Annotated in this window: 18 protein-coding genes; 13 read left to right on the top strand and 5 right to left on the bottom strand. The window is 60.8% G+C overall.

Features of this window, described 5'->3' with window-relative positions; genetic code table 11:
• Positions 1-210: 210 nt before the first annotated feature.
• The 4 genes from ACQY1L_RS20315 to ACQY1L_RS20300 all read left to right on the top strand — a co-directional run bounded on the left by ACQY1L_RS20315 (position 211) and on the right by ACQY1L_RS20300 (position 2,525).
• Positions 211-363, top strand: coding sequence for a hypothetical protein (locus tag ACQY1L_RS20315; RefSeq protein ID WP_430245891.1), 153 nt, complete (start codon positions 211-213; stop codon positions 361-363).
• Positions 345-533, top strand: a complete 189-nt coding sequence (locus ACQY1L_RS20310) for a 4-hydroxythreonine-4-phosphate dehydrogenase PdxA (protein WP_082471755.1) — start codon at positions 345-347, stop codon at positions 531-533. The genes ACQY1L_RS20315 and ACQY1L_RS20310 overlap by 19 nt, the downstream gene beginning before the upstream one ends.
• Before the next feature lie 256 nt (positions 534-789).
• Positions 790-1,818: a four-carbon acid sugar kinase family protein gene (locus tag ACQY1L_RS20305; protein ID WP_430245889.1), complete on the top strand. Its 1,029-nt coding sequence runs from the start codon at positions 790-792 to the stop codon at positions 1,816-1,818.
• Positions 1,819-1,820: 2 nt separating this feature from the next.
• A complete protein-coding gene (locus ACQY1L_RS20300) occupies positions 1,821-2,525 on the top strand; it encodes a FadR/GntR family transcriptional regulator (protein ID WP_062459988.1) in 705 nt (234 codons plus the stop codon).
• A gap of 93 nt (positions 2,526-2,618) precedes the next feature.
• Here the strand turns inward: ACQY1L_RS20300 and ACQY1L_RS20295 are convergent, their stop codons facing one another.
• The 3 genes from ACQY1L_RS20295 to ACQY1L_RS20285 are packed head-to-tail and all read right to left on the bottom strand — an operon-like array spanning position 2,619 to position 5,889.
• Complete coding sequence (locus tag ACQY1L_RS20295; RefSeq protein WP_430245887.1) at positions 2,619-3,740, bottom strand: iron-containing alcohol dehydrogenase; 1,122 nt, start codon at positions 3,738-3,740, stop codon at positions 2,619-2,621.
• Positions 3,737-4,696 (bottom strand): 4-hydroxythreonine-4-phosphate dehydrogenase PdxA, encoded by a 960-nt coding sequence (gene pdxA / locus ACQY1L_RS20290; RefSeq protein ID WP_174197793.1) that lies wholly within the window; start codon positions 4,694-4,696, stop codon positions 3,737-3,739. Before pdxA ends, ACQY1L_RS20295 begins: the two co-directional genes overlap by 4 nt.
• Positions 4,693-5,889 (bottom strand): sialidase family protein, encoded by a 1,197-nt coding sequence (locus tag ACQY1L_RS20285; RefSeq protein ID WP_430245885.1) that lies wholly within the window; start codon positions 5,887-5,889, stop codon positions 4,693-4,695. Before ACQY1L_RS20285 ends, pdxA begins: the two co-directional genes overlap by 4 nt.
• A gap of 348 nt (positions 5,890-6,237) precedes the next feature.
• Between ACQY1L_RS20285 and ACQY1L_RS20280 the strand changes: the two genes are divergently transcribed.
• From ACQY1L_RS20280 to ACQY1L_RS20260, 5 genes are all read left to right on the top strand, one after another.
• Complete coding sequence (locus ACQY1L_RS20280) at positions 6,238-7,755, top strand: ABC transporter substrate-binding protein (RefSeq protein ID WP_430245883.1); 1,518 nt, start codon at positions 6,238-6,240, stop codon at positions 7,753-7,755.
• 97 nt (positions 7,756-7,852) lie between these two features.
• Positions 7,853-8,767 (top strand): ABC transporter permease, encoded by a 915-nt coding sequence (locus tag ACQY1L_RS20275; protein ID WP_092663432.1) that lies wholly within the window; start codon positions 7,853-7,855, stop codon positions 8,765-8,767.
• Positions 8,768-8,781: 14 nt separating this feature from the next.
• Positions 8,782-9,711: an ABC transporter permease gene (locus tag ACQY1L_RS20270; protein WP_430245993.1), complete on the top strand. Its 930-nt coding sequence runs from the start codon at positions 8,782-8,784 to the stop codon at positions 9,709-9,711.
• Positions 9,704-11,329 carry an ABC transporter ATP-binding protein gene (locus ACQY1L_RS20265; RefSeq protein WP_430245881.1) on the top strand — a complete coding sequence of 542 codons (1,626 nt, stop codon included), beginning with the start codon at positions 9,704-9,706 and terminating at the stop codon, positions 11,327-11,329. Before ACQY1L_RS20270 ends, ACQY1L_RS20265 begins: the two co-directional genes overlap by 8 nt.
• A 15-nt stretch (positions 11,330-11,344) precedes the next feature.
• Positions 11,345-12,226, top strand: a complete 882-nt coding sequence (locus ACQY1L_RS20260; RefSeq protein WP_092662780.1) for a dihydrodipicolinate synthase family protein — start codon at positions 11,345-11,347, stop codon at positions 12,224-12,226.
• A 211-nt stretch (positions 12,227-12,437) separates the two neighbouring features.
• Here ACQY1L_RS20260 and ACQY1L_RS20255 read toward each other — a convergent pair whose 3' ends face one another.
• On the bottom strand, positions 12,438-13,337 hold the full coding sequence (locus ACQY1L_RS20255) for a LysR family transcriptional regulator (RefSeq protein ID WP_430245879.1): 900 nt from the start codon (positions 13,335-13,337) through the stop codon (positions 12,438-12,440).
• A 127-nt stretch (positions 13,338-13,464) separates the two neighbouring features.
• Here ACQY1L_RS20255 and ACQY1L_RS20250 point away from each other — a divergent pair, with 127 nt between their 5' ends.
• On the top strand, positions 13,465-14,625 hold the full coding sequence (locus tag ACQY1L_RS20250) for an L-talarate/galactarate dehydratase (protein WP_430245991.1): 1,161 nt from the start codon (positions 13,465-13,467) through the stop codon (positions 14,623-14,625).
• A 3-nt stretch (positions 14,626-14,628) separates the two neighbouring features.
• Here the strand turns inward: ACQY1L_RS20250 and ACQY1L_RS20245 are convergent, their stop codons facing one another.
• Positions 14,629-15,654: a LacI family DNA-binding transcriptional regulator gene (locus ACQY1L_RS20245; protein ID WP_430245878.1), complete on the bottom strand. Its 1,026-nt coding sequence runs from the start codon at positions 15,652-15,654 to the stop codon at positions 14,629-14,631.
• Positions 15,655-15,894: 240 nt separating this feature from the next.
• Here ACQY1L_RS20245 and ACQY1L_RS20240 point away from each other — a divergent pair, with 240 nt between their 5' ends.
• The 3 genes from ACQY1L_RS20240 (at position 15,895) to ACQY1L_RS20230 (ending at position 18,968) form a co-directional block, all read left to right on the top strand.
• The gene (locus ACQY1L_RS20240; RefSeq protein ID WP_430245876.1) at positions 15,895-16,875 is read left to right on the top strand and encodes a Bug family tripartite tricarboxylate transporter substrate binding protein; all 981 of its coding nucleotides are present in this window, start codon (positions 15,895-15,897) and stop codon (positions 16,873-16,875) included.
• A 62-nt stretch (positions 16,876-16,937) separates the two neighbouring features.
• Entirely contained in the window at positions 16,938-17,417 is a 480-nt protein-coding gene (locus tag ACQY1L_RS20235; RefSeq protein WP_430245874.1) for a tripartite tricarboxylate transporter TctB family protein, read from the top strand.
• 51 nt (positions 17,418-17,468) lie between these two features.
• The gene (locus ACQY1L_RS20230) at positions 17,469-18,968 is read left to right on the top strand and encodes a tripartite tricarboxylate transporter permease (protein WP_430245872.1); all 1,500 of its coding nucleotides are present in this window, start codon (positions 17,469-17,471) and stop codon (positions 18,966-18,968) included.
• The last annotated feature ends 1 nt before the right edge of the window (position 18,969 follow it).

The following is an 18,969-nucleotide window of genomic DNA, read 5'->3' as shown; positions in this document are numbered from 1 at the left end:
CTATGACCGGCCTTCAATCGAAAGAAACTCTGTCCACCGATATGCAACACGATGACCGTCCGACCGTCTCGTTGGCGACGGGCGATCCGGCGGGTATTAGCCCGGAACTGACCGGCGGCCTGCTTAAGCTCGCCGGTTTCAAGGAAAGGCCTATATCGCGCCAGATGTCGACGTAACCACCGAGCGCGCGCGATACCTGCAAAGCGCTGGGTGTTTGATAAGTCGACGATGTACCTAGCCGATCCCGGCTATAGTGATGACGCCATCTTCTTGCCAGATGCCCTGTCGTTCAAACTCAAGATGCGCGACTTCAACGTGCTGAAAATGATTGAAATGCACGCGCCATCTCGCATATCCCGCTGACGGCCGTTGCAAGCTGTCTCTCGGTCGAGCGCATTGTCGGCGAAATCGAGTTGACGCGAGCCTGCCTGAAGGCTGCGGGCATCGACCAGCCTAGGGTCGTGGTCGCCGGATACAATCCGTATGCGGGCGAAAGTCGACAACATTGTCACGGACGCATTCAAGCGCGCTGATCTGGTCGAGAATGGCATGGTTCCCGGAAACACTTTTGGGGACTTTGACGGCTGGTCGTCTCGAATGATGATAACGGATCACGCCGTCGCGATTAGTCGTCGACGACGATGTCATTCATGCCAACCTCTCTGAAATTTAACACTGTTGCCCCAACCGAGCTTAATACCTTACATTTGTCATTTCACTCCATACCCATGTTGACTTATAAGCGCTTTTCCGTGGTATAAAGCTTACAACATAAGTAGGTGGAGGCGTATGTTAGTCATTCTTGCGGACGACCTGACCGGTGCGCTCGACTCGGCGGCGCCTTTTGCCGGGCGAGGTATTCGCACCGACGTGGCGCTCAACCTTGATGCAATTACTGGGATCGTCGCCGATCGCCCCGCTGTGCTGTCCATCAACCTCAACACCCGCGAAACAAGTGCCGGCGACGCACGTGCCGCCACGGCTGCGGCAATCGCCTTGCTGCCGCCGGGAACGCGGCTGTTCAAGAAGGTCGATTCCCGCCTCAAGGGAAATATCGTTGCCGAACTGGACGCCATCCCTTTCACCCATGCCCTCGTTGCGCCTGGGATACCAGAGTTCGGTCGGGTCGTTGCGAACGGATGTGTCACCGGCTTTGGTATCGACGCTCCGATCGTGATCGCCGACAGGCTCGGTGCGCACACAGCTCGTTCCCATATCCCTGACGCTAGCTCAGCCGCCGACATGGACGTTGCGCTCGACGTCGCTGAGAACAACGGGACCGATCTGCTGATCGGCGCTCGCGGTCTTGCAGAAGCGCTCGCCCGTCGCATGACGAACAAGGTCGACGCGAAGGCAGCGACCATCCCTTCCGGTCCGATCACATTTGTCATCGGTTCGCGCGATCCGATCACGCTTGCGCAGATCGACGCCCTGCGCAACGGCCACAGCCTGACGTATCTGCCTGCGCCGAACGGCCGGCTGGACGCGGAAAGTGGGACAAGACCTGATCTGATGCTCGTGCAGGCGACACCGGGTGAGGAAGAGGTCGATGCGCAGCTTGTGGCGGAAGCTCTGGCTGACGGATTGAAAGAAAACCTTGCCGGTCACGATGGAACGCTGCTTCTCTCCGGCGGGGCGACGGCCGAGGCGGTGCTGCGTGGGCTGGGCCTGTCGAGGCTGCGTCTGCATGGCGAATGCCTGCCGGGTCTTGGTCTTGCATCGGCGCAGGGTCGCTGCATCATTGCAAAATCGGGTGGCTTCGGTCATCCCCATACGTTGAAGCAAATTGCAGACATGGTCCTGCGAAAGGCAGGTTGACGATGGGACTGGAAACGGGAACCGCCCGCAAGGGCCTTGCGGATATCGTGTTCGAGCGGATGCTGCGCGCAATCAAGTCCGGTGCGTACAAGCCCGACGAGCGCCTGCCGACGGAACACGATCTGGCTGCCGAATTCGAGGTGTCCCGACCCGTCATCCGCGAAGCACTGAAACGGCTGCGCGACCAGAGCCTGATCTATTCAAGGCGCGGTGCCGGCAGTTTCGTCCGCTCGGTAGGCTTGCGGAATCCGCTAGGTTTCGGCCAGCTGGAAAACGTTGCCGATCTTCTCAACTGTTACGAATTCCGCCTGACGATGGAGCCTGCCGCAGCTGCGGCCGCTGCCGCCCGTCACGATGCCGACAGTCTGAAAGCCATCCGCCAGGCGCTGGAACTGCTGCGCGATGCCACGAACCGTCAGTCACACCGCGAGGATGCCGACTTTCAGTTCCACCTCGCCATCGCCCGCGCCGCGCAGAACAATTATTTTACCACCGCCATGGAAGCCCTGAAGGATCATATTGCCGTCGGCATGAAATTCCACGGCGCCTCGATCAAGCGCGAAGCGTCCGGCCTGTCGCGCGTGTTTGGCGAACATGAGGCCATTGCAACAGCGATCGCCAACAGCAACGAGGATGATGCACGCCGTCTGATGTTCGAGCATCTGAAGGGATCGCGGGAGAGGCTCTTTCAGTCGTCGCATCTGTAGGCTCGATCTTGAGGATCGCGAGCGATTTGACTTCGGTATGAGACGCAAAAGGCGGCGCTTGGCGGCACCGCCTTTTTCACTGGAGCGAGGTTCTCAGAAGCTCGCGCGATAGATCGCCAGAACGTCATCCACGCTCATATCGGCCGGGTTGTTGTCCATGAGGCGACGGATGGCATGCGCATCTGCGGCAAAGCGCGGAAGATCGGCTTCGGTCGCGCCATGTTTTGCCAATGACATCTCGATGCCGAGATCGGCGCAGAAGCCATGGGCCTGCGCGGACAGGTCGGCCTGCGAGAGATTTTGGCCTAGCCCCAGCGCCTGCGCGACCTCAGCAGTCTTGTCCTTTGCCACTGGCGCGTTGAAGGCCAGAACATGCGGGAAGACGATGGCATTGGCCAGTCCGTGTGGCAGATGAAGCAGCGTGCCGAGCGGGTAGGCAATGGCATGGCCCGCCGCTGTATTGACCGGCCCAAGGCAGATGCCGCCGTAATAGGACGCCAGCATCAGACCTTCGCGTGCCTCACGATCTGCGCCGTCCTTGACCGCGCGGCCCAAGAATTTGCCGACGAGGTGAATGCCCATGCGCGCAAAACCGTCGATCATCGGATGCGAACGCTTGCTGGTAAAGGCCTCCACGCAATGCGCCATCGCATCGACGCCGGTTGCAGCGGTGACGGCCGGCGGCACCGAATAGGTGAGTTCCGGATCGAGAACCGCGAGATCGGCAATCAGGTACGGAGATTCGACGGCGATCTTCGCGCCCTTCACAGGATCGGTGATCAGCGAGCGGATGCCCGCTTCCGAGCCGGTTCCGGCCGTGGTGGCAACCTGCGTCAGCCGCGTGCTGCGCCCCGCCACCTTGTTGGGTCCTGCGACATCGGGCAGCGTCTGCTCGCTATCCCAAAGGGCCGCGACAAGCTTGGCGACGTCCATGACGGAACCGCCGCCGAGGCCGACGACGAGATCCGGCTTTGCGGCGCGCGCTGCCGCCAGCGCGGCATCAAGCGTTTCGATCTCCGGCTCGCCTGGAATGGCGTCGAACAGGGTAACCTTGCCCGGCAGTTTCAACCGGTCGACGAAACCAGCGGTAATCGGCGTGGCGATCACCAGCGTGGAGGAAACCTCTCCGGCCCAGGTGCCGACCTCGCCGACGCTACCGGCGCCGACGATAAGTCGTTTTGGTTGATGCAGAACGATCAGGGGAGTGCTGCTCATGTCTGCTCTCCCTTGCCGCCGGCTACCAGCTTGCGGGCATAGGCGATGGCCGACAGCATGTTTCCGTGGTTGGCGATGCCCTTGCCGGCAATGTCGAAGGCTGTGCCGTGGTCGACGGACGTGCGGTCGATGGTAAGATCGACGGACACGTTCACGGCCGTATCGAAAGCGACGAGCTTGATCGGGATATGACCCTGATCGTGATACTGCGCGACGACGAGGTCGAAGCCGCCGGAATAGGCACGGTGGAACACGGTGTCGGCCGAGATCGGGCCATAGGCATCGATGCCTTCGGCGCGGGCGGCAGCCACTGCCGGCGCGATCTGGTCGTCATCCTCGGTGCCGAACAGGCCGTTTTCACCGCAATGCGGATTGATGCCCGCAACCGCGATGCGCGGACGCTCGTAACCGGTGCGCTTCAGGTGATTGTTGCCGGCCTTTATGGTGGCCAGCACCCGTTCGGTGGTTGCGCGGCGGATCGCTTCCTGCAACGAGACATGGGTGGAAACGTGGATGACCTTCAGCTTTTCCGAAGCGAGCAGCATATAGGCGGCTGCCGATTTCGTCAGGCTGCGCAGCATGCCGGTATGGCCGTCGTAATGATGGCCGGCAAGGTTGAGCGCTTCCTTGTTGATCGGGGCAGTCACGATGCAGCCGATCACGCCGGCTTCGGAATCGCGCACGGCCTTTTCGATAAAGCGGAAAGCTGCATCGCCGGCGACCGGTGAAAGCTGGCCCCAGGGCAGGGGTGCCCCTTCGATCGGCAGGTCAACGACATAGGCCGCAAGATCGATCTCGACGTTCAGCGCCTTGCGGGCGGCTTCCAGCGTCGGCAGGTTTCCGTAGATGCGGGTGGCGGCACGGTCCGCGTCGCTCATTTCGGCCAGCGCCCGCACCGTGATCTCGGGTCCCACGCCGCAGGGGTCACCCATGGTGATACCGATAATGTTGCTCATGCTTGTTCTCCCGCTGCTGAACTGGCCCAGCCTGGCGCCAGACGAACGTATTTGATGGCGCGTCTGTAATAGGTGTAGGCGATATGAAGACTGCCATCGTTACCCTCAAGCAGCGACGGATAGGACATTTCCTTGTTGTGACCGTCGATCGAATTGTTCGACAGGCAGGTGCCGGGACCATCCTCGATGATGATCCGCTGCGTGAAGCTTTTTGCTCCGTCGTCGGAAATGCAGACGGTAACCGGCGCACGGGGCACACCCCAGATCGGCACGCAGCCGCCATCCGGATTGGCATCCGGCCGGTCGTCGTCTTCGCCCAACTCGTCGTAAAGCGAGGCGCGGCGGTCTGTGGACATGTCCGCATTGGTCGGGTTGCAGATCATCGCGATACGGCCATCCTGCAGGCGGGTTGCGGCGATCGATGAATTGTTGTTGGGAACGTCGGTCGCTTCGGGCGCGGACCATGTACGGCCGCCGTCGACACTCTCGGTGCGATAGACGAAATCGGCCTGCCTGCGGCGGAACACGGCGGCGTACTTGTTGTCTCCTATGGACACCGGGCTCATATGGACGCAGCCGGTCGACTGATCGAGGTCGTCCAGACGCCAAGTTTTGCCGTGATCTTCGGAAATGCCGAGGGCTGCGCGATCATGGCTGCCGTTCCATTTCTGGCCGGGACGCTGGATGCAGCGGAAGATCGGCAATAGCCAGGCTCCATCGTCGCGAACGGTCAGCGGTGCTCGAACGAAGCAGCCGCGCGGCAAATCGAGATAGCGTCCATCGCTGACCGTCAGTTTGGTCGCGTCACCGGCATCGCGATTTACCTCCGCCATGCGGATACGGCATTCGTCCTGATTGCCTGAAGGCTGAGACGTGTGGAACAAGAGCAGGCCGCCTTCAGGTGCCGCAAACAGAACCGGGTTCTGTTCGGAATGGGCGGGGTCGGAACTCAACCGCTGCGGCTCGCCCCATGTGTCCGACCCTGGCGCCAGAACGGAAGCAAAGATCGAGATATCCGACTTGCCTTCCAGCGTGCCGCCGAACCAGGCGCAGATCAGCGCGCCGTCTTCGGCAAGGTGAAGGAATGAGGCGTGGTTCTGGATCATCGGGGAAGCCAGCATGGCCTCGTGTCGTCCATTTCCGACGGCTTTCACCGTGCCGGTCATGACGGTTGCAATCTGTTCAGGCGTCATCGGCGTCTCCTCTGGCCACCGTGAAAATCACCAAAATAACAAAGTTGTCAAGTTTGAAGGACGTTGAAATTTGAAGATTGAGGCCAGTTCTTCAGCCTCATCATCATGATAATAAATGGATTTATCCTCACGAAAGTTTGTCCAAATCCTATAGCGGAATAATTAATTTGACAAACTTGGTCAGACATCAGATGGTCTGCGTCAGCCCGCTTATGGCGACGAAACGGACGGAGGCATCCCGACCGACGCACAGGGCCACACGGAGGAATGCCTGAAGCGCACAGTCGGGAGACCATCGCAAGATGAGCACTGACCAGTGCGATCCGCAGCTAGAGGGAGGAGAATGACATGAAAACTTCGCATCTATTTGGAGCCGTTCTGTGCTCCGTCCTCGCACTCGGTACCGGTTTTTCTCCGGCTCAGGCTGCGTCGAGCGACATCAAAATCGTCTTGCCTGAGGAAGCCGACCTGCTCGAGCCCTGCATGGCGACGCGCTCCAATATCGGCCGCGTCATCATGGAGAATGTCAGCGAAACGCTGACCGAGCTCGATGTGCGCGGCAAGCAGGGCGTGATGCCGCGGCTCGCCGAAAAGTGGGAGCAGACCGGCGACGGCACCTGGCGCTTTCATCTGCGCCACGGCGTGACATTCTCCGACGGAAAAGCCTTCGGCGCCAAGGACGTCAAATACAGCTTCGATCGTATTTTCAGCGACAAGAACATCTGCGAATCCCGCCGTTACTTCGGCGGCATGAAGTTCGACGTGAAGATCGTCGACGACACCACCATCGATTTCAAGGTCGATCCGGTTCAGCCGATCCTGCCGCTGTTGCTCTCGCTCGTCACCATCGTTCCCGAGGGCACGCCTCTGGAATTCATCCGCGAGCCCGTCGGCACCGGCCCGTACAAACTGTCCAACTGGACGCCGGGCCAGCAGATCGTGCTCGACGCGCGTGACAATTACTGGGGCAAGAAGCCCGCCGTTACCAAGGCAACCTATCTCTTCCGTTCCGATCCGGCCGTGCGCGCAGCCATGGTTCAGACCGGCGAAGCCGACCTTGCTCCATCGATCTCGCAGGTTGAAGCGACCAACGAGAAGACGGACTTCTCCTATCTCGACAGCGAAACCGTCTATCTTCGCATCGATGGCAATATCGCGCCGCTCAATGATGTCCGCGTCCGCAAGGCGCTGAACCTGGCGATCGACCGCGAGGCGTTTATCGGAACGCTCGTGCCGCAGGACGCGGTGCTTGCGACGGCTCTTGTGCCGCCGACGACACTCGGCTGGAACCCGGATGTCAAGGTCTTCCCGTATGATCCGGATCAGGCAAAGAAGCTGCTCGACGAGGCGAAGGCTGACGGCGTTGCTGTTGACACGCCGATCACCGTCGTCGCGCGGACAGCCAATTTCCCGAACGTGACGGAGATCATGGAAGCCATCCAGGCTCAGTTGCAGGATGTCGGCTTCAAGATCGACCTCCGGTTTGTCGAAGTAGCCGAGCACGAGGTTTACTACTCGAAGCCGTTCAAGGAAGGTCGCGGTCCGCAGATCGTTGCCGCCATGCACGACAATTCCAAGGGCGATCCGTCCTTCACCATGTTCTTCAAGTACGACTCGAAGGGCACCCAGTCCGGCTATTCTGATCCAAAGGTCGATGACCTCGTGTCCCGCGCCTCCGCTGCCACTGGTGATGAACGTGCAAAGCTGTGGTCGGAACTGATCGCCTATGTCCACGACGATCTCGTGGCCGACGTTCTGCTCTTCCATATGGTCGGCTATTCCCGCGTGTCCGAACGTCTGGACTTCAAGCCGAGCATCGCCACCAACTCGATGCTGCAGCTCTCCGAGATCGGCATCAAGAACTAACGCGGACCATACTCCGAGGACGTATTTTGATCGTCCCAATCGAAGTGAAATGGGCGGCGCTCCTGCCGCCGTCCATTCCAGCAAGATCGAGGTCACCATGCTCACTTTCGTTCGCAAGCGCGCCTTTGCCAGCCTCATCTCGCTCGTCGGGCTGCTGGTCATGGTGTTCTTCCTGTCGCGCCTGACAGGCGACCCGGCTTCCCTTTTTCTCCCCGTCGAAGCATCGGCCGAAATGAAGGCCGAGTTCCGTGCACTGCACGGCCTCGATCAGCCGCTTCTCGTGCAGTTCGGCCAGTATGTCGGCAATGTCGTGACCGGCGATCTCGGCGAAAGCCTGCGCAAGGCGCGCCCGGCGCTCGATGTCGTGCTCGAAGCCTTCACCTGGACGCTGTGGCTTGCCGTCATCACCATGACGCTGGTCACCATCGCGGCGATCGTCGTCGGCTCGCTTGCTGCGTTTCGCACTGGCGGCTTCTTCGACCGGTTTTCCTCGATGGTGTCGCTGATCGGTGCTTCCGTCCCGGATTTCTGGCTCGCGATCGTCGCAATCGTGGTGTTTGCCATCCAGCTGTCCTGGTTGCCGACCTCGGGCACGGGCACGCTCTCGCACTGGATCCTGCCGATCTGCGTTCTGTTCGTGCGCCCATTCGGTATCATCGTCCAGGTGGTGCGCGGCTCGATGATTTCGGCACTGTCTTCGGCTTACGTGAAGACTGCCCGCGCCAAGGGCGTCAAATCGGGGCCGATCATCTTTATCCACGCCCTGCGCAACGCCATGCTGCCGGTCATAACCGTCATCGGCGATCAGGCCGCCAGCCTTCTCAACGGCGCGGTGATCGTCGAAACCATCTTCGGTTTCCCGGGCGTCGGCAAGCTAATGATCGACAGCATCCTGCAGCGAGACTTCAACGTCGTGCTGGCGGCGATCCTTGTCACCGCTTTCGCCATCTTCCTCATGAACCTCGTGATCGACCTTGCCTATGCTCTGCTTGATCCACGCATCCGCTACTGAGGATCGACATGACCATGGCCGTCCCATCCCCCGCGCCCGAGAATGCCATTGCCGCCGAACCGGGCTTCTTCGTCCGCATGGCGCGTATGCTCTGGGCCGACAAGTTTGCGCTCTGCGCCGCCATCTTCCTCGTCTTCGTCATTGTCATAGCGATCATCGGACCGACCCTTCTTGATGATCTCGCCACCAAGCAGAACCTGCGCGGTCGCAATCTCGCGCCGTTCGATTTCAGCCGCGACTGGTTCATGTGGCTCGGCGCCGACGCACTGGGTCGCCCGCTCTGGCCGCGCATCATTGTCGCTACGCAGAACACGATCATGGTTGCGGCAGGTGCCGTGCTGATTTCGGCTGTCATCGGCACGCTGCTTGGCCTGATCGCCGGCTTCGCGTCGGAGCGGACGAGCCAGGTCATCATGCGTATCGCCGACGTCATCATGTCCTTCCCGTCGCTGCTGGTTGCAGTGATCGTGCTCTATGTTCTGGGCTCATCGATCCTCAACCTGATGCTTGTCCTGTCGATCACCCGTATCCCGGTCTATCTGCGCACCACTCGCGCGGAGGTTCTCGAAATCAAGAGCCGCATGTTCGTGCAGGCCGCCCGCGTCATGGGCGCATCGTCCAAGCGCATACTCTTCCGCCACATCCTGCCCGTCGTCTTTCCGACGCTGATGACGCTTGCCACGCTCGATTTTGCCTATGTGATGCTGGCGGAAAGCGCGCTTTCCTTCCTCGGCATCGGCATCCAGCCGCCGGAAATCACCTGGGGCCTGATGATTGCCCAGGGGCGCCAATACCTGACCAATGCCTGGTGGCTGTCCTTCTGGCCCGGTCTTGCAATCATTCTGACCACGCTGTCGCTCAACCTTCTCTCCAACTGGCTGCGGATTGCGCTCGACCCGGTTCAGCGCTGGCGCCTGGAAATGAAAGGATCGAAACATGGCTGATCATCTTCTCGAGGTCCGCGATCTCTCCGTCGACTTTCACACCGTGTCCGGCACCGTCCACGCCGTGCGCAACATTTCCTACTATCTCGACCGTGGCGAAACGCTCGCCATCCTCGGCGAAAGCGGTTCTGGCAAATCGGTATCGTCGGCGGCGATCATGAACCTGATCGACATGCCGCCGGGCAAGATCACGTCCGGCGAGATCCTGCTCGACGGCAAGAATCTCTTGAAAATGTCTGGCGAGGCGCGCCGCGCGGTCAACGGCCGACGCATCGCCATGATCTTCCAGGATCCGCTCAGCCACCTCAACCCGGTCTATACCGTTGGCTGGCAGATGCGCGAGGCGCTGAAGACCCACGGCATCAGCACCACGCAGGCGCAGGCCGAAGCCTTGCGCCTGTTCAAGCGGGTGGCGCTGCCGGATCCTGAAGCTGCGCTCGACAAATATCCGCACGAGTTTTCCGGCGGCCAGCGTCAGCGCGTCATGATCGCCATGGCGCTGGCGCTCAAACCCGACCTGCTGATTGCCGACGAGCCGACCACTGCACTCGATGTCACCGTGCAGGCGGAGGTGCTGGCACTTTTGAAGGAGTTGCAGCGCGAGACGGGAATGGGTGTGCTGATCATCACGCACGATCTCGGCGTCGTCTCGGAAGTTGCCGATCGTGTCGTCGTGATGGAAAAGGGCCAACTTGTCGAAAGCGGCACGGTTCGCGACGTCTACCGCAACCCGCAGCACGCCTATACCAAGAAGTTGATCGCCGCCGCCCCCGGCAAGGGCGACATGCACGAGCCGGACGCACACGGCGCATCGATCCTCAGCGTCAAGGATGTCCGCAAGTTCTATGGGGGCTTCGAAGCGCTGAAGGGCGTGTCCTTCGAGCTGAAGCCGGGTGAAACCGTCGCCGTCGTTGGCGAAAGCGGGTCGGGAAAATCGACGCTTGCCCGCGTGCTGTTGCGCCTCGAAGAGCCGGATGGTGGCACCGCGCGCTGGAAGGGCAAAGACCTGTTCACGATGTCGCCGGGCGACCTGTTCAAGCTGCGCCGTGATCTGCAGATGGTGTTTCAGGACCCGACCCAGTCGCTCAACCCGCGCATGACGGTCTACCAGCTGATCTCCGAGGCCTGGGTCATCCACCCGGAAATCCTGCCCAAAGCCAAGTGGCGGGCGCGCGCCGCCGAACTGCTCGATCAGGTCGGCCTGTCGCCCGAGCATATGGGGCGTTACCCGCACCAGTTTTCCGGCGGTCAACGCCAGCGCATCGCCATTGCCCGCGCCCTTGCGCTCGAGCCGCAACTGATCGTTTGCGACGAGGCCGTGTCGGCACTCGACGTGTCTGTCCAGGCGCAGGTGATCCGGCTGCTCGACGGCTTGCGCAAGAAGATGGGCATCGCCTTTATCTTCATCGCCCACGACCTGCCGCTGGTGCGCGATTTCGCCGATTACGTGATGGTCATGCAGAAGGGCGAGGTCGTCGAGTTCGGCACTGTCGCGCAGGTCTTCGACAATCCGCAAATGCCCTATACGCAGGCGCTTCTTGCCGCGAGCCTCGATCCGGATCCGGATGTGCAGGCCGCAAACCGCAATGCGCGCCTCGCACGCGTTTCCCAGATTTGATCCCGGAGTAGAATAATGACCAAGAAAGCCTTCGTCGCGATCGTGACATGCTTCAACGACGACGAGACCATCAATTACGAGGCCACGCGCGCCCAAGTGCGCCGTCAGGTCGCGGCCGGCAACAATATCATGTGCGCCGGCACCAATGGTGATTTTTCGGCGCTCACCCACGGCGAAAAGATCAAGCTGCTCGAAGAAGTGGTCGATGAAGTCGGAGGCAAGGTCGATGTCATCGTGAACGCCGGCATGCCGGCCACTTTCGAAACGCTGCAGCTTGCCAAGGAATTCGACCGGATAGGCGTGACCGGCATCGCCGTCATCACGCCGTTCTTCATAGCCTGCACGCAGGATGGTCTGGTCCGCCACTTCTCGACTGTCGCTGATGCCGTCGACACGCCGGTCTATCTCTACGATATCCCAGCCCGTACCCAGAACCATATCGAGCCGGAAACCGCCCGCAAACTGGCGACCCACGGCAATATCGCGGGCATCAAGGATTCCGGCGGCGCGCAGGAGACACTGGCCGCCTATCTTCAGGTTTCCAAGGAGGTCGACGGTTTCGAAGTCTATTCCGGCCCCGACCATCTCGTGCTCTGGGCGCTGCAGAACGGCGCTGCCGGCTGCATCTCCGGTCTCGGAAACGCTATGCCTGACGTCTTGGCCGGCATCGTCGGCGGCTTCAATTCAGGCGATATCGCAGAAGCCGAACGGCAGCAGGACATCTACACCGCTTTCCGCACCGATCTCTACGCCCACGGCTTCCCGCCGGCCATGGTCAAGCGCGCGCTCTACCTGCAGGACCCCTCCGTCGGCGCCAGCCGCCAGCCGGCACTGCTGCCAAATGCGGAGCAGGACGCCCGCATCGGCGAAACGCTGAAGACGTTCGGACTGCTGTAAGCAGCGACTGAGATATTGAAGGTCCGGACCGGAACCGTGCTCCAGTCATGCAGCGCTGACGGATCCTGATGCTGCGATCAGCTATTCTGGGGCACTCGGCCACGAAGAGTGGAGTCAGGCAGCACGAGGCCCGATTAACATCCAAGACTCGTCCGAGAACTGGATTGGCGAGAGATGGTCCTGAAATCGAGCACCGACTGCCTCTGCAGATCTAGCTGGAGAGATCACGCACTGCGGAGCTTCCAACAAGAGAGCGAATCTCCGGCAATAGGGGATTGCGGTTTTCGCTGCTCCATATGGCATGCAGTTCCGCGACGCATTCCTGCCTGAGGTCGAGCGGGCGGAAGACGACGTTGTCGTAGCATGCGTGGCGCGTTGCCGCCGGGACGATGGCGAGGCCGATGCCGGCGCTGACCAGCGACAGGATGGCCTGTGAATGGGTCATGCTCTGGACGATGTGGGGCGTGATGTTGTTGTCGGTCATCAATGCGGCGAGCTTTTCGTGCAGATAGCGGGCCTGGGGTGAGAACATGATGATCGGTTCGCCGTTCAGCGCCTCCAGCGTCGGCCTTCGCCGCGATCCCAGCGGGTGTGCCCGCGGGATGGCCAGCATCATCGGTTCCCGCACAACGCACAGGCTTTGCAATTGATGCGTGCCCGAAAGCGGGCGGGAGAAGCCGAGGTCGACATCGCCGCGATTGATCGCCTGCAACTGTTCGGCCGTTTCCATCTGTACCAGGTCGAGTTCGATCTGCGGCGTAAGCGTCCGGGCGGCTGATATGAAGTGCGGCAGAAAGCCGTAGGTTGCGGCGCCGACGAAAGCGATCCGAATGGAGCCGGCGCTGCCGCGGGCGGCGCGGCGTGTCGCCGTTATCGCTGCATCACCTTGTGCCAGAAGTTTTTGCGCTTCGGCCAGAAAGGCGAGGCCAGCCGGGGTCAGCGTGACGCGCCGGCTGTTGCGCTCGAAGAGCGTCACGTCGAGTTGCTGTTCCAGCAGCCTGATCTGCCGGCTGAGTGGCGGCTGGGTGATGTTCAACTGTCTTGCGGCGCGGCTGAAATTGAGTTCTGACGCGACGGCGACGAAGGATTTCACCTGAACCATATCGAGCATCTATTCAATTCCTGTATCGCTGAGCGACAATCTTCGGTTTGGACTTAGATTGATCGGCCGCGTATTCGTCAAGCAGGACGCTCATTGAGGGCGAAGGACAGGAGGGGTTGGAGACATGGACGCGCAAATGGAAAAGAAGAATGCATCGCAGACCGCCGTCGAGGCAGACAGCATCGCATGGATCAAGCTGTCTTCGGTCTTCCTGCCGCTGAAGACCCCGATCAGCGATGCGAAAGTGCTGACCGGACGGCAGCGCCCGCTCACCGAAGTGGCGTTCCTGTTTGCCGAGATTGAGACGAAAAATGGCCATTCCGGCATAGGTTTCAGCTATTCCAAGCGCGCCGGAGGTCCTGGCCAGTACGAGCATGCCAAGGAAATCGCCAACGTGCTGATCGGTGAGGATCCGAACGATATCGGCAAGTTGTGGAACAAGCTGTGCTGGGCGGGGGCATCGGTTGGGCGCAGCGGGCTTGCCGTACAGGCGATCGCGGCCTTCGACGTGGGGCTGTGGGACCTCAAGGCCAAGCGCGCCGGACTGCCCCTCGCAAAGCTGCTGGGCGCGCATCGCGATAGCGTGCAGTGTTACAATACGTCCGGTGGCTTTCTCTCTTCGCCGATCGAGGAGGTTCTCGAGAATGTCGAGCAGTCGATCGCGGCGGGGATCGGCGGCATCAAGATCAAGGTGGGCCAGCCCGACATGGCACTCGACCTCAAGCGCGTTGCCGCCGTGCACGAGCGCATTGGCGAGCGAGCGGCGATGATGGTCGATGCCAACCAGCAATGGGACCGCCCGACCGCCATGCGCTTCGGCCGCCTGATGGAGCCCTATCACTTGACGTGGATTGAAGAGCCGCTGGATGCCTATGACGTAGAAGGGCATGCGGCGCTTGCCGCCCAGCTCGATACGCCTATCGCCACTGGTGAAATGTTGACGAGTGTGCTGGAGCATGTGGCGCTGATCCAGAACAATTCGGTCGATTTCATCCAGCCGGACGCCCCGCGGGTGGGTGGTATCACACCGTTTCTGAAAATCTGCGCGCTGGCCGAGGCGAAGAAACTCCAGCTCGCCCCGCATTTCGCCATGGAAATTCACCTGCATCTTGCCGCAGCCTATGAGCTGGAGCCGTGGGTGGAGCATTTCGACTGGCTCGATCCGCTGTTCAAGGAACGGCTCGAGATCCGAGATGGGCGCATGCTGGTACCAAGCCGTCCGGGCCTCGGGATCACGCTTTCGGAACAGGCTGCCCACTGGACACGCGGCACGGCGGAGTTCGGCAAGCGGGCCTGAGGCTCAGGCGGTTCCCCGGACAACGATGTGGAAATCGATGTTGATCATCGCTTCCACATTCTTGTCGCCTGCAATCTTTCGAAGGATCGACTGGGCCGCTTTGGTTCCGATGTCGCGGCGATCGATCCGCACGGTGGTCAGCGGCGGGTGGGTGTGAGGCGCGAAGTCGAAATCACCGAACCCGACGATGGCAAGCTCGTCCGGCATGCGGCATCCGCGGGCGTAAGCTTCCGCCAGTGCCCCGTGGGCAACCACGTCCGACGAGCAGAAGACCCCGAGCGTTCCTTTTCCGCGATCGAGAAGCTGTGCCATCGCCAACCTTCCATCGCGGAAGGTGGAGGGCGAATTCATTTCCAGGTCCGGCAGCTCGACATCGGCGACACCTTTCAGGCGGCTGACGAAACCGTCGCGGCGCTGGACGGCGCGGGGATCGTTGGCGCCGACCTGTGCGTAACGGTCATATCCCCGGATGAGAAGATGCTCGGCAACCAGTGCGCCGACAGCGGCATGCGAAAACCCGACGGCAGTATCAAGCGGCGAGGGTGTCGAATCCCAGATCTCGACGATTGGTAGGCCGGCGCCCGTCAGCATCGCGCGGGTTTCCTTGAGATGTGTGATACCGGTAAGGATCACGCCATCGGGCCGGCGAGCGAGAATGGCTCGGGTCAGTTCCAGTTCGCGCGCTGGCTCATAGCCGGAGAGGCCGAGCAGAAGCTGATAACCGGCAGAGACCAGTTCTGCATTGAGGCCCTCGATCGTTTCGGCAAAGATGGTGCTGGCCACAGAGGGAACGATCGCGGCGATGAGCCTGGTCCTTCGGGAAGCAAGGCCGCCCGCGAGAAGATTGGGCACGTAGCCCGTCCTCGCAATGACTTTCTCGATCGCCTCCAGCGTCCGCGGTTTCACCAGAGCGGGCGTGTTGATGGCACGCGATACAGTGACCGGCGAGACCCCTGCGAGCTTCGCGATATCGGCAAGTGTCACCGGGCTGTTGCTCGTCATGCGCTTGCTATTGAAATCGTCTGTCATCGTGAACGTACCTCTCAAAATGAGTTACGCTTTCATTTTAGAACTAATCAAGTGCGAACAGGATAAATTGTACTGTCAGGTGCGTATCAATCTGATTCCAAACAATAAGAAATTTGCTCTTCGAGGTTGCGGTTGGAAATTTTGACGATAGAATGAAAGCGCTTCCATTTCTTCGGGAGGAGGATTTCGAAGAGTGGTTTAATGGGACCGGCCAGATACCGGACAAGTGGAGGAAGTATTATGAACCTCAAGCGTTTGATGACGCTGGCGGCCGCTACGGCCGCGATATCTGTGGCCGGCATGACGGGTAGCCGCGCACAGGACTATCCGACAAAGACCGTGACCGTCGTCGTTCCGTTTGCGGCCGGTGGCAATACCGACACATTCGGCCGCCTCGTCGCGGAAGAACTCGACAAGCGGTTGGGCCAGCGTTTCATCGTTGAGAACAAGCCAGGTGCCGGCGGCAATATCGGCCTTGGCGATCTCGCCCGCTCCAAGCCCGATGGCTACACGATCGGCATGGGCACAGTCAGCTCGAACGCGATCAACCAGACACTTTATAAGAACCTGCCTTACGACCGGGAAAAGGGCTTTGCGCCGATTTCGCTGATCGCCAGCCTGCCAAACGTGCTTGTCGTCAACCCGGACAAGATCAAGGCCAACACTGTCGAGGAGCTGATCGCGTTTCTGAAAACGGAGCCCGGCAAGCATACCTACGCTTCGTCCGGTGTCGGCACATCGATCCACCTTGCAGGTGAGCTGCTCGCGACAAAGACCGGCATCAAGATCACGCATGTCCCCTACAAGGGCAGCAGCCAGGCCATCCTGGACGTTGTCGCCGGACACGTGGATATGATGTTCGACAATATTCCCACTGCCGCACAACAGGTGAAGGCCGGAAAGGTGAAGGCGCTGGCCGTCACCAGCCTGGAAAAGGCCAATCTGCTCGCTGACGTGCCGACCATGGCAAGCGTGATCCCCGGCTTCGAGGCAACCTCGTGGCACGGGCTCTTTGCTCCTCCCGGCACGCCGCCGGAAATCGTCGAAAAGCTCAGCAAGGAAGTGCAGGCGATCGTTGCCGATCCGGCGATGAAGGCAAAGCTCGAAGCGATGGGCGTGACGCCTGTCGGCAATACGTCGGCCGAGTTCCAGGCCTTCATCGACAAGGAAACGGCGAAGTGGGCCGGAGTCATCAAGGCCGCCAACGTGCCGCTGCAGTGAGACAATCTGCCGGCCGGGTCTAGTCTCCGGCCGGCACATCTTTCACACCTGAGTATCAAGCCATGCTGAAAATTAGAAACGGCCGCGACTTCGTCGGCGGCGTGACGATGATTTGCGCCGGACTTCTGTTCATCTGGTTCGGCCGCGAGCTCGCAGTCGGCACCTCGTTCCAGATGGGCCCCGGCTATTTCCCGATCATGCTGAGCCTGCTCCTGATCGGGATCGGTGGGCTGATCATCGTGCAGGCGGTGATGGTCGGCGTCGAGGAGAGCGAGCCGGAGGTCTGGAACTGGAGGGCCTATGCCCTGGTGATTGCGGCGCCGGTCGGCTTCGGCCTGTTGCTCTCGGGCCTTGGTCTTGCACCGACAATGTTCCTCATGATCGTCGGGGTCGCGACCGCAAGCCGATACGCAAACTGGCGGCACTCGATCCTGCTGGGGCTGTTTCTCGCGGTCTGTTCCTCTCTGCTTTTCACAAAACTCCTTTCGCTTCCTGTCAGCGCCTTCGGCCCATGGGTTCCCTTCATCGGCGAACTCATCTGACGCCCGCATCTGATGCCTTAGGGCAGCCGACGAAACCGGATTGGATTGCATATGGATCTCTTTTCTAACCTCTGGCTCGGCGCCTCGACCGCCTTCATGCCGATGAACCTGTTCTACGGCTTTGTCGGCTGTCTCTTGGGCACCGCAATCGGCGTCCTGCCGGGGCTCGGGCCGACGGCCACGATCGCCATGCTTTTGCCGATCACCTTCGGACTGCCACCGGAATCCGCCCTCATCATGCTGGCCGGCATTTTCTACGGCGCCCAGTATGGGGGCTCGACAACGGCGGTGCTCATCAACCTTCCGGGCGAAAGCTCGTCCGTCGTCACCGCGATCGACGGTTACCAGATGGCCAGAAATGGCCGCGCCGGAGCAGCGCTCGCGACCGCGGCCCTCGGATCCTTCTTCGCCGGCACGGTCGCGACGATCCTGCTTGCGGTCGCAGCACCGCCGCTTGCTGCCGTCGCCCTCAATTTCGGGCCGGCGGAATATTTCTCGCTGATGGTTCTCGGCCTCGTCGCGTCCGTGGCGCTTGCCAGCGGATCACTGCTCAAGGCGTTCGCGATGATCGTGTTCGGACTGATCCTCGGCACGGTCGGGACAGACGTCGAGAGCGGAACGCCGCGCTATGTCTTCGACATTCCGGAACTCTATGACGGACTGAATTTCGTCGCCGTCAGCATGGGTATATTCGGCATCTGCGAGATCCTGCGCAATCTGGAAAGCGAGCAGGAACGCTCGGTCGGCATCAAGAAGGTGACCGGCCTGATGCTGACCAAGGAGGACTTCAAGCGGATTATCGCGCCGGTCCTGCGCGGCACGGCACTCGGTTCCTTCCTCGGCGTGCTGCCGGGCGGCGGGGCGATGCTGGCGTCGTTTGCCTCTTACGCCGTGGAAAAACGGATCTCTCCGAACCGGGCCGAATTCGGTAAAGGGGCGATCGAGGGTGTGGCTGCGCCGGAAGCGGCCAACAATGCCGGCGCGCAAACCTCGTTCATCCCCATGTTGACGCTCGGCATTCCCGGCAACCCGGTGATGGCACTGATGGTGGGCGCAATGATCATCCAGGGCATCACGCCCGGCCCGAACGTCATCTCAGACGAGCCTGAACTGTTCTGGGGCATGATCGTTTCGATGTGGTCGGGCAATCTGATGCTCGTGATCCTCAACCTGCCGCTGATCGGGCTCTGGGTGCGGATGCTGACGGTCCCCTATCATTTGCTGTTTCCGGCCATCATCGGCTTCTGCTGCATCGGCGCCTACAGCATCAACAACAGCGTGTTCGACGTCTTCGTCATGGCAGGCTTCACCGTTGTCGGTTTCGCGCTCAGCAAGATGCGCTTCGAACCGGCACCGCTGCTGCTGGGTTTCATCCTCGGACCGATGCTGGAGGAGAACCTGCGGCGCGCGATGCTGATCAGCCAGGGCGATCCGTCGATCTTCGTGCGCAGCCCGCTCAGCCTGTCGCTGCTGATCTTCGCCGTCGCCGTTCTCGCGCTCGTTCTGGCACCGAGCATCAGCCGCAAACGCGAAGAGGCGTTTACCGAATAAG

Origin of the sequence: Neorhizobium sp. DAR64862/K0K3 (genome assembly GCF_050500185.1) — a bacterium.
Classification (GTDB): domain Bacteria; phylum Pseudomonadota; class Alphaproteobacteria; order Rhizobiales; family Rhizobiaceae; genus Neorhizobium; species Neorhizobium soli.
This window is presented reverse-complemented; position numbering and strand designations above follow the sequence as displayed.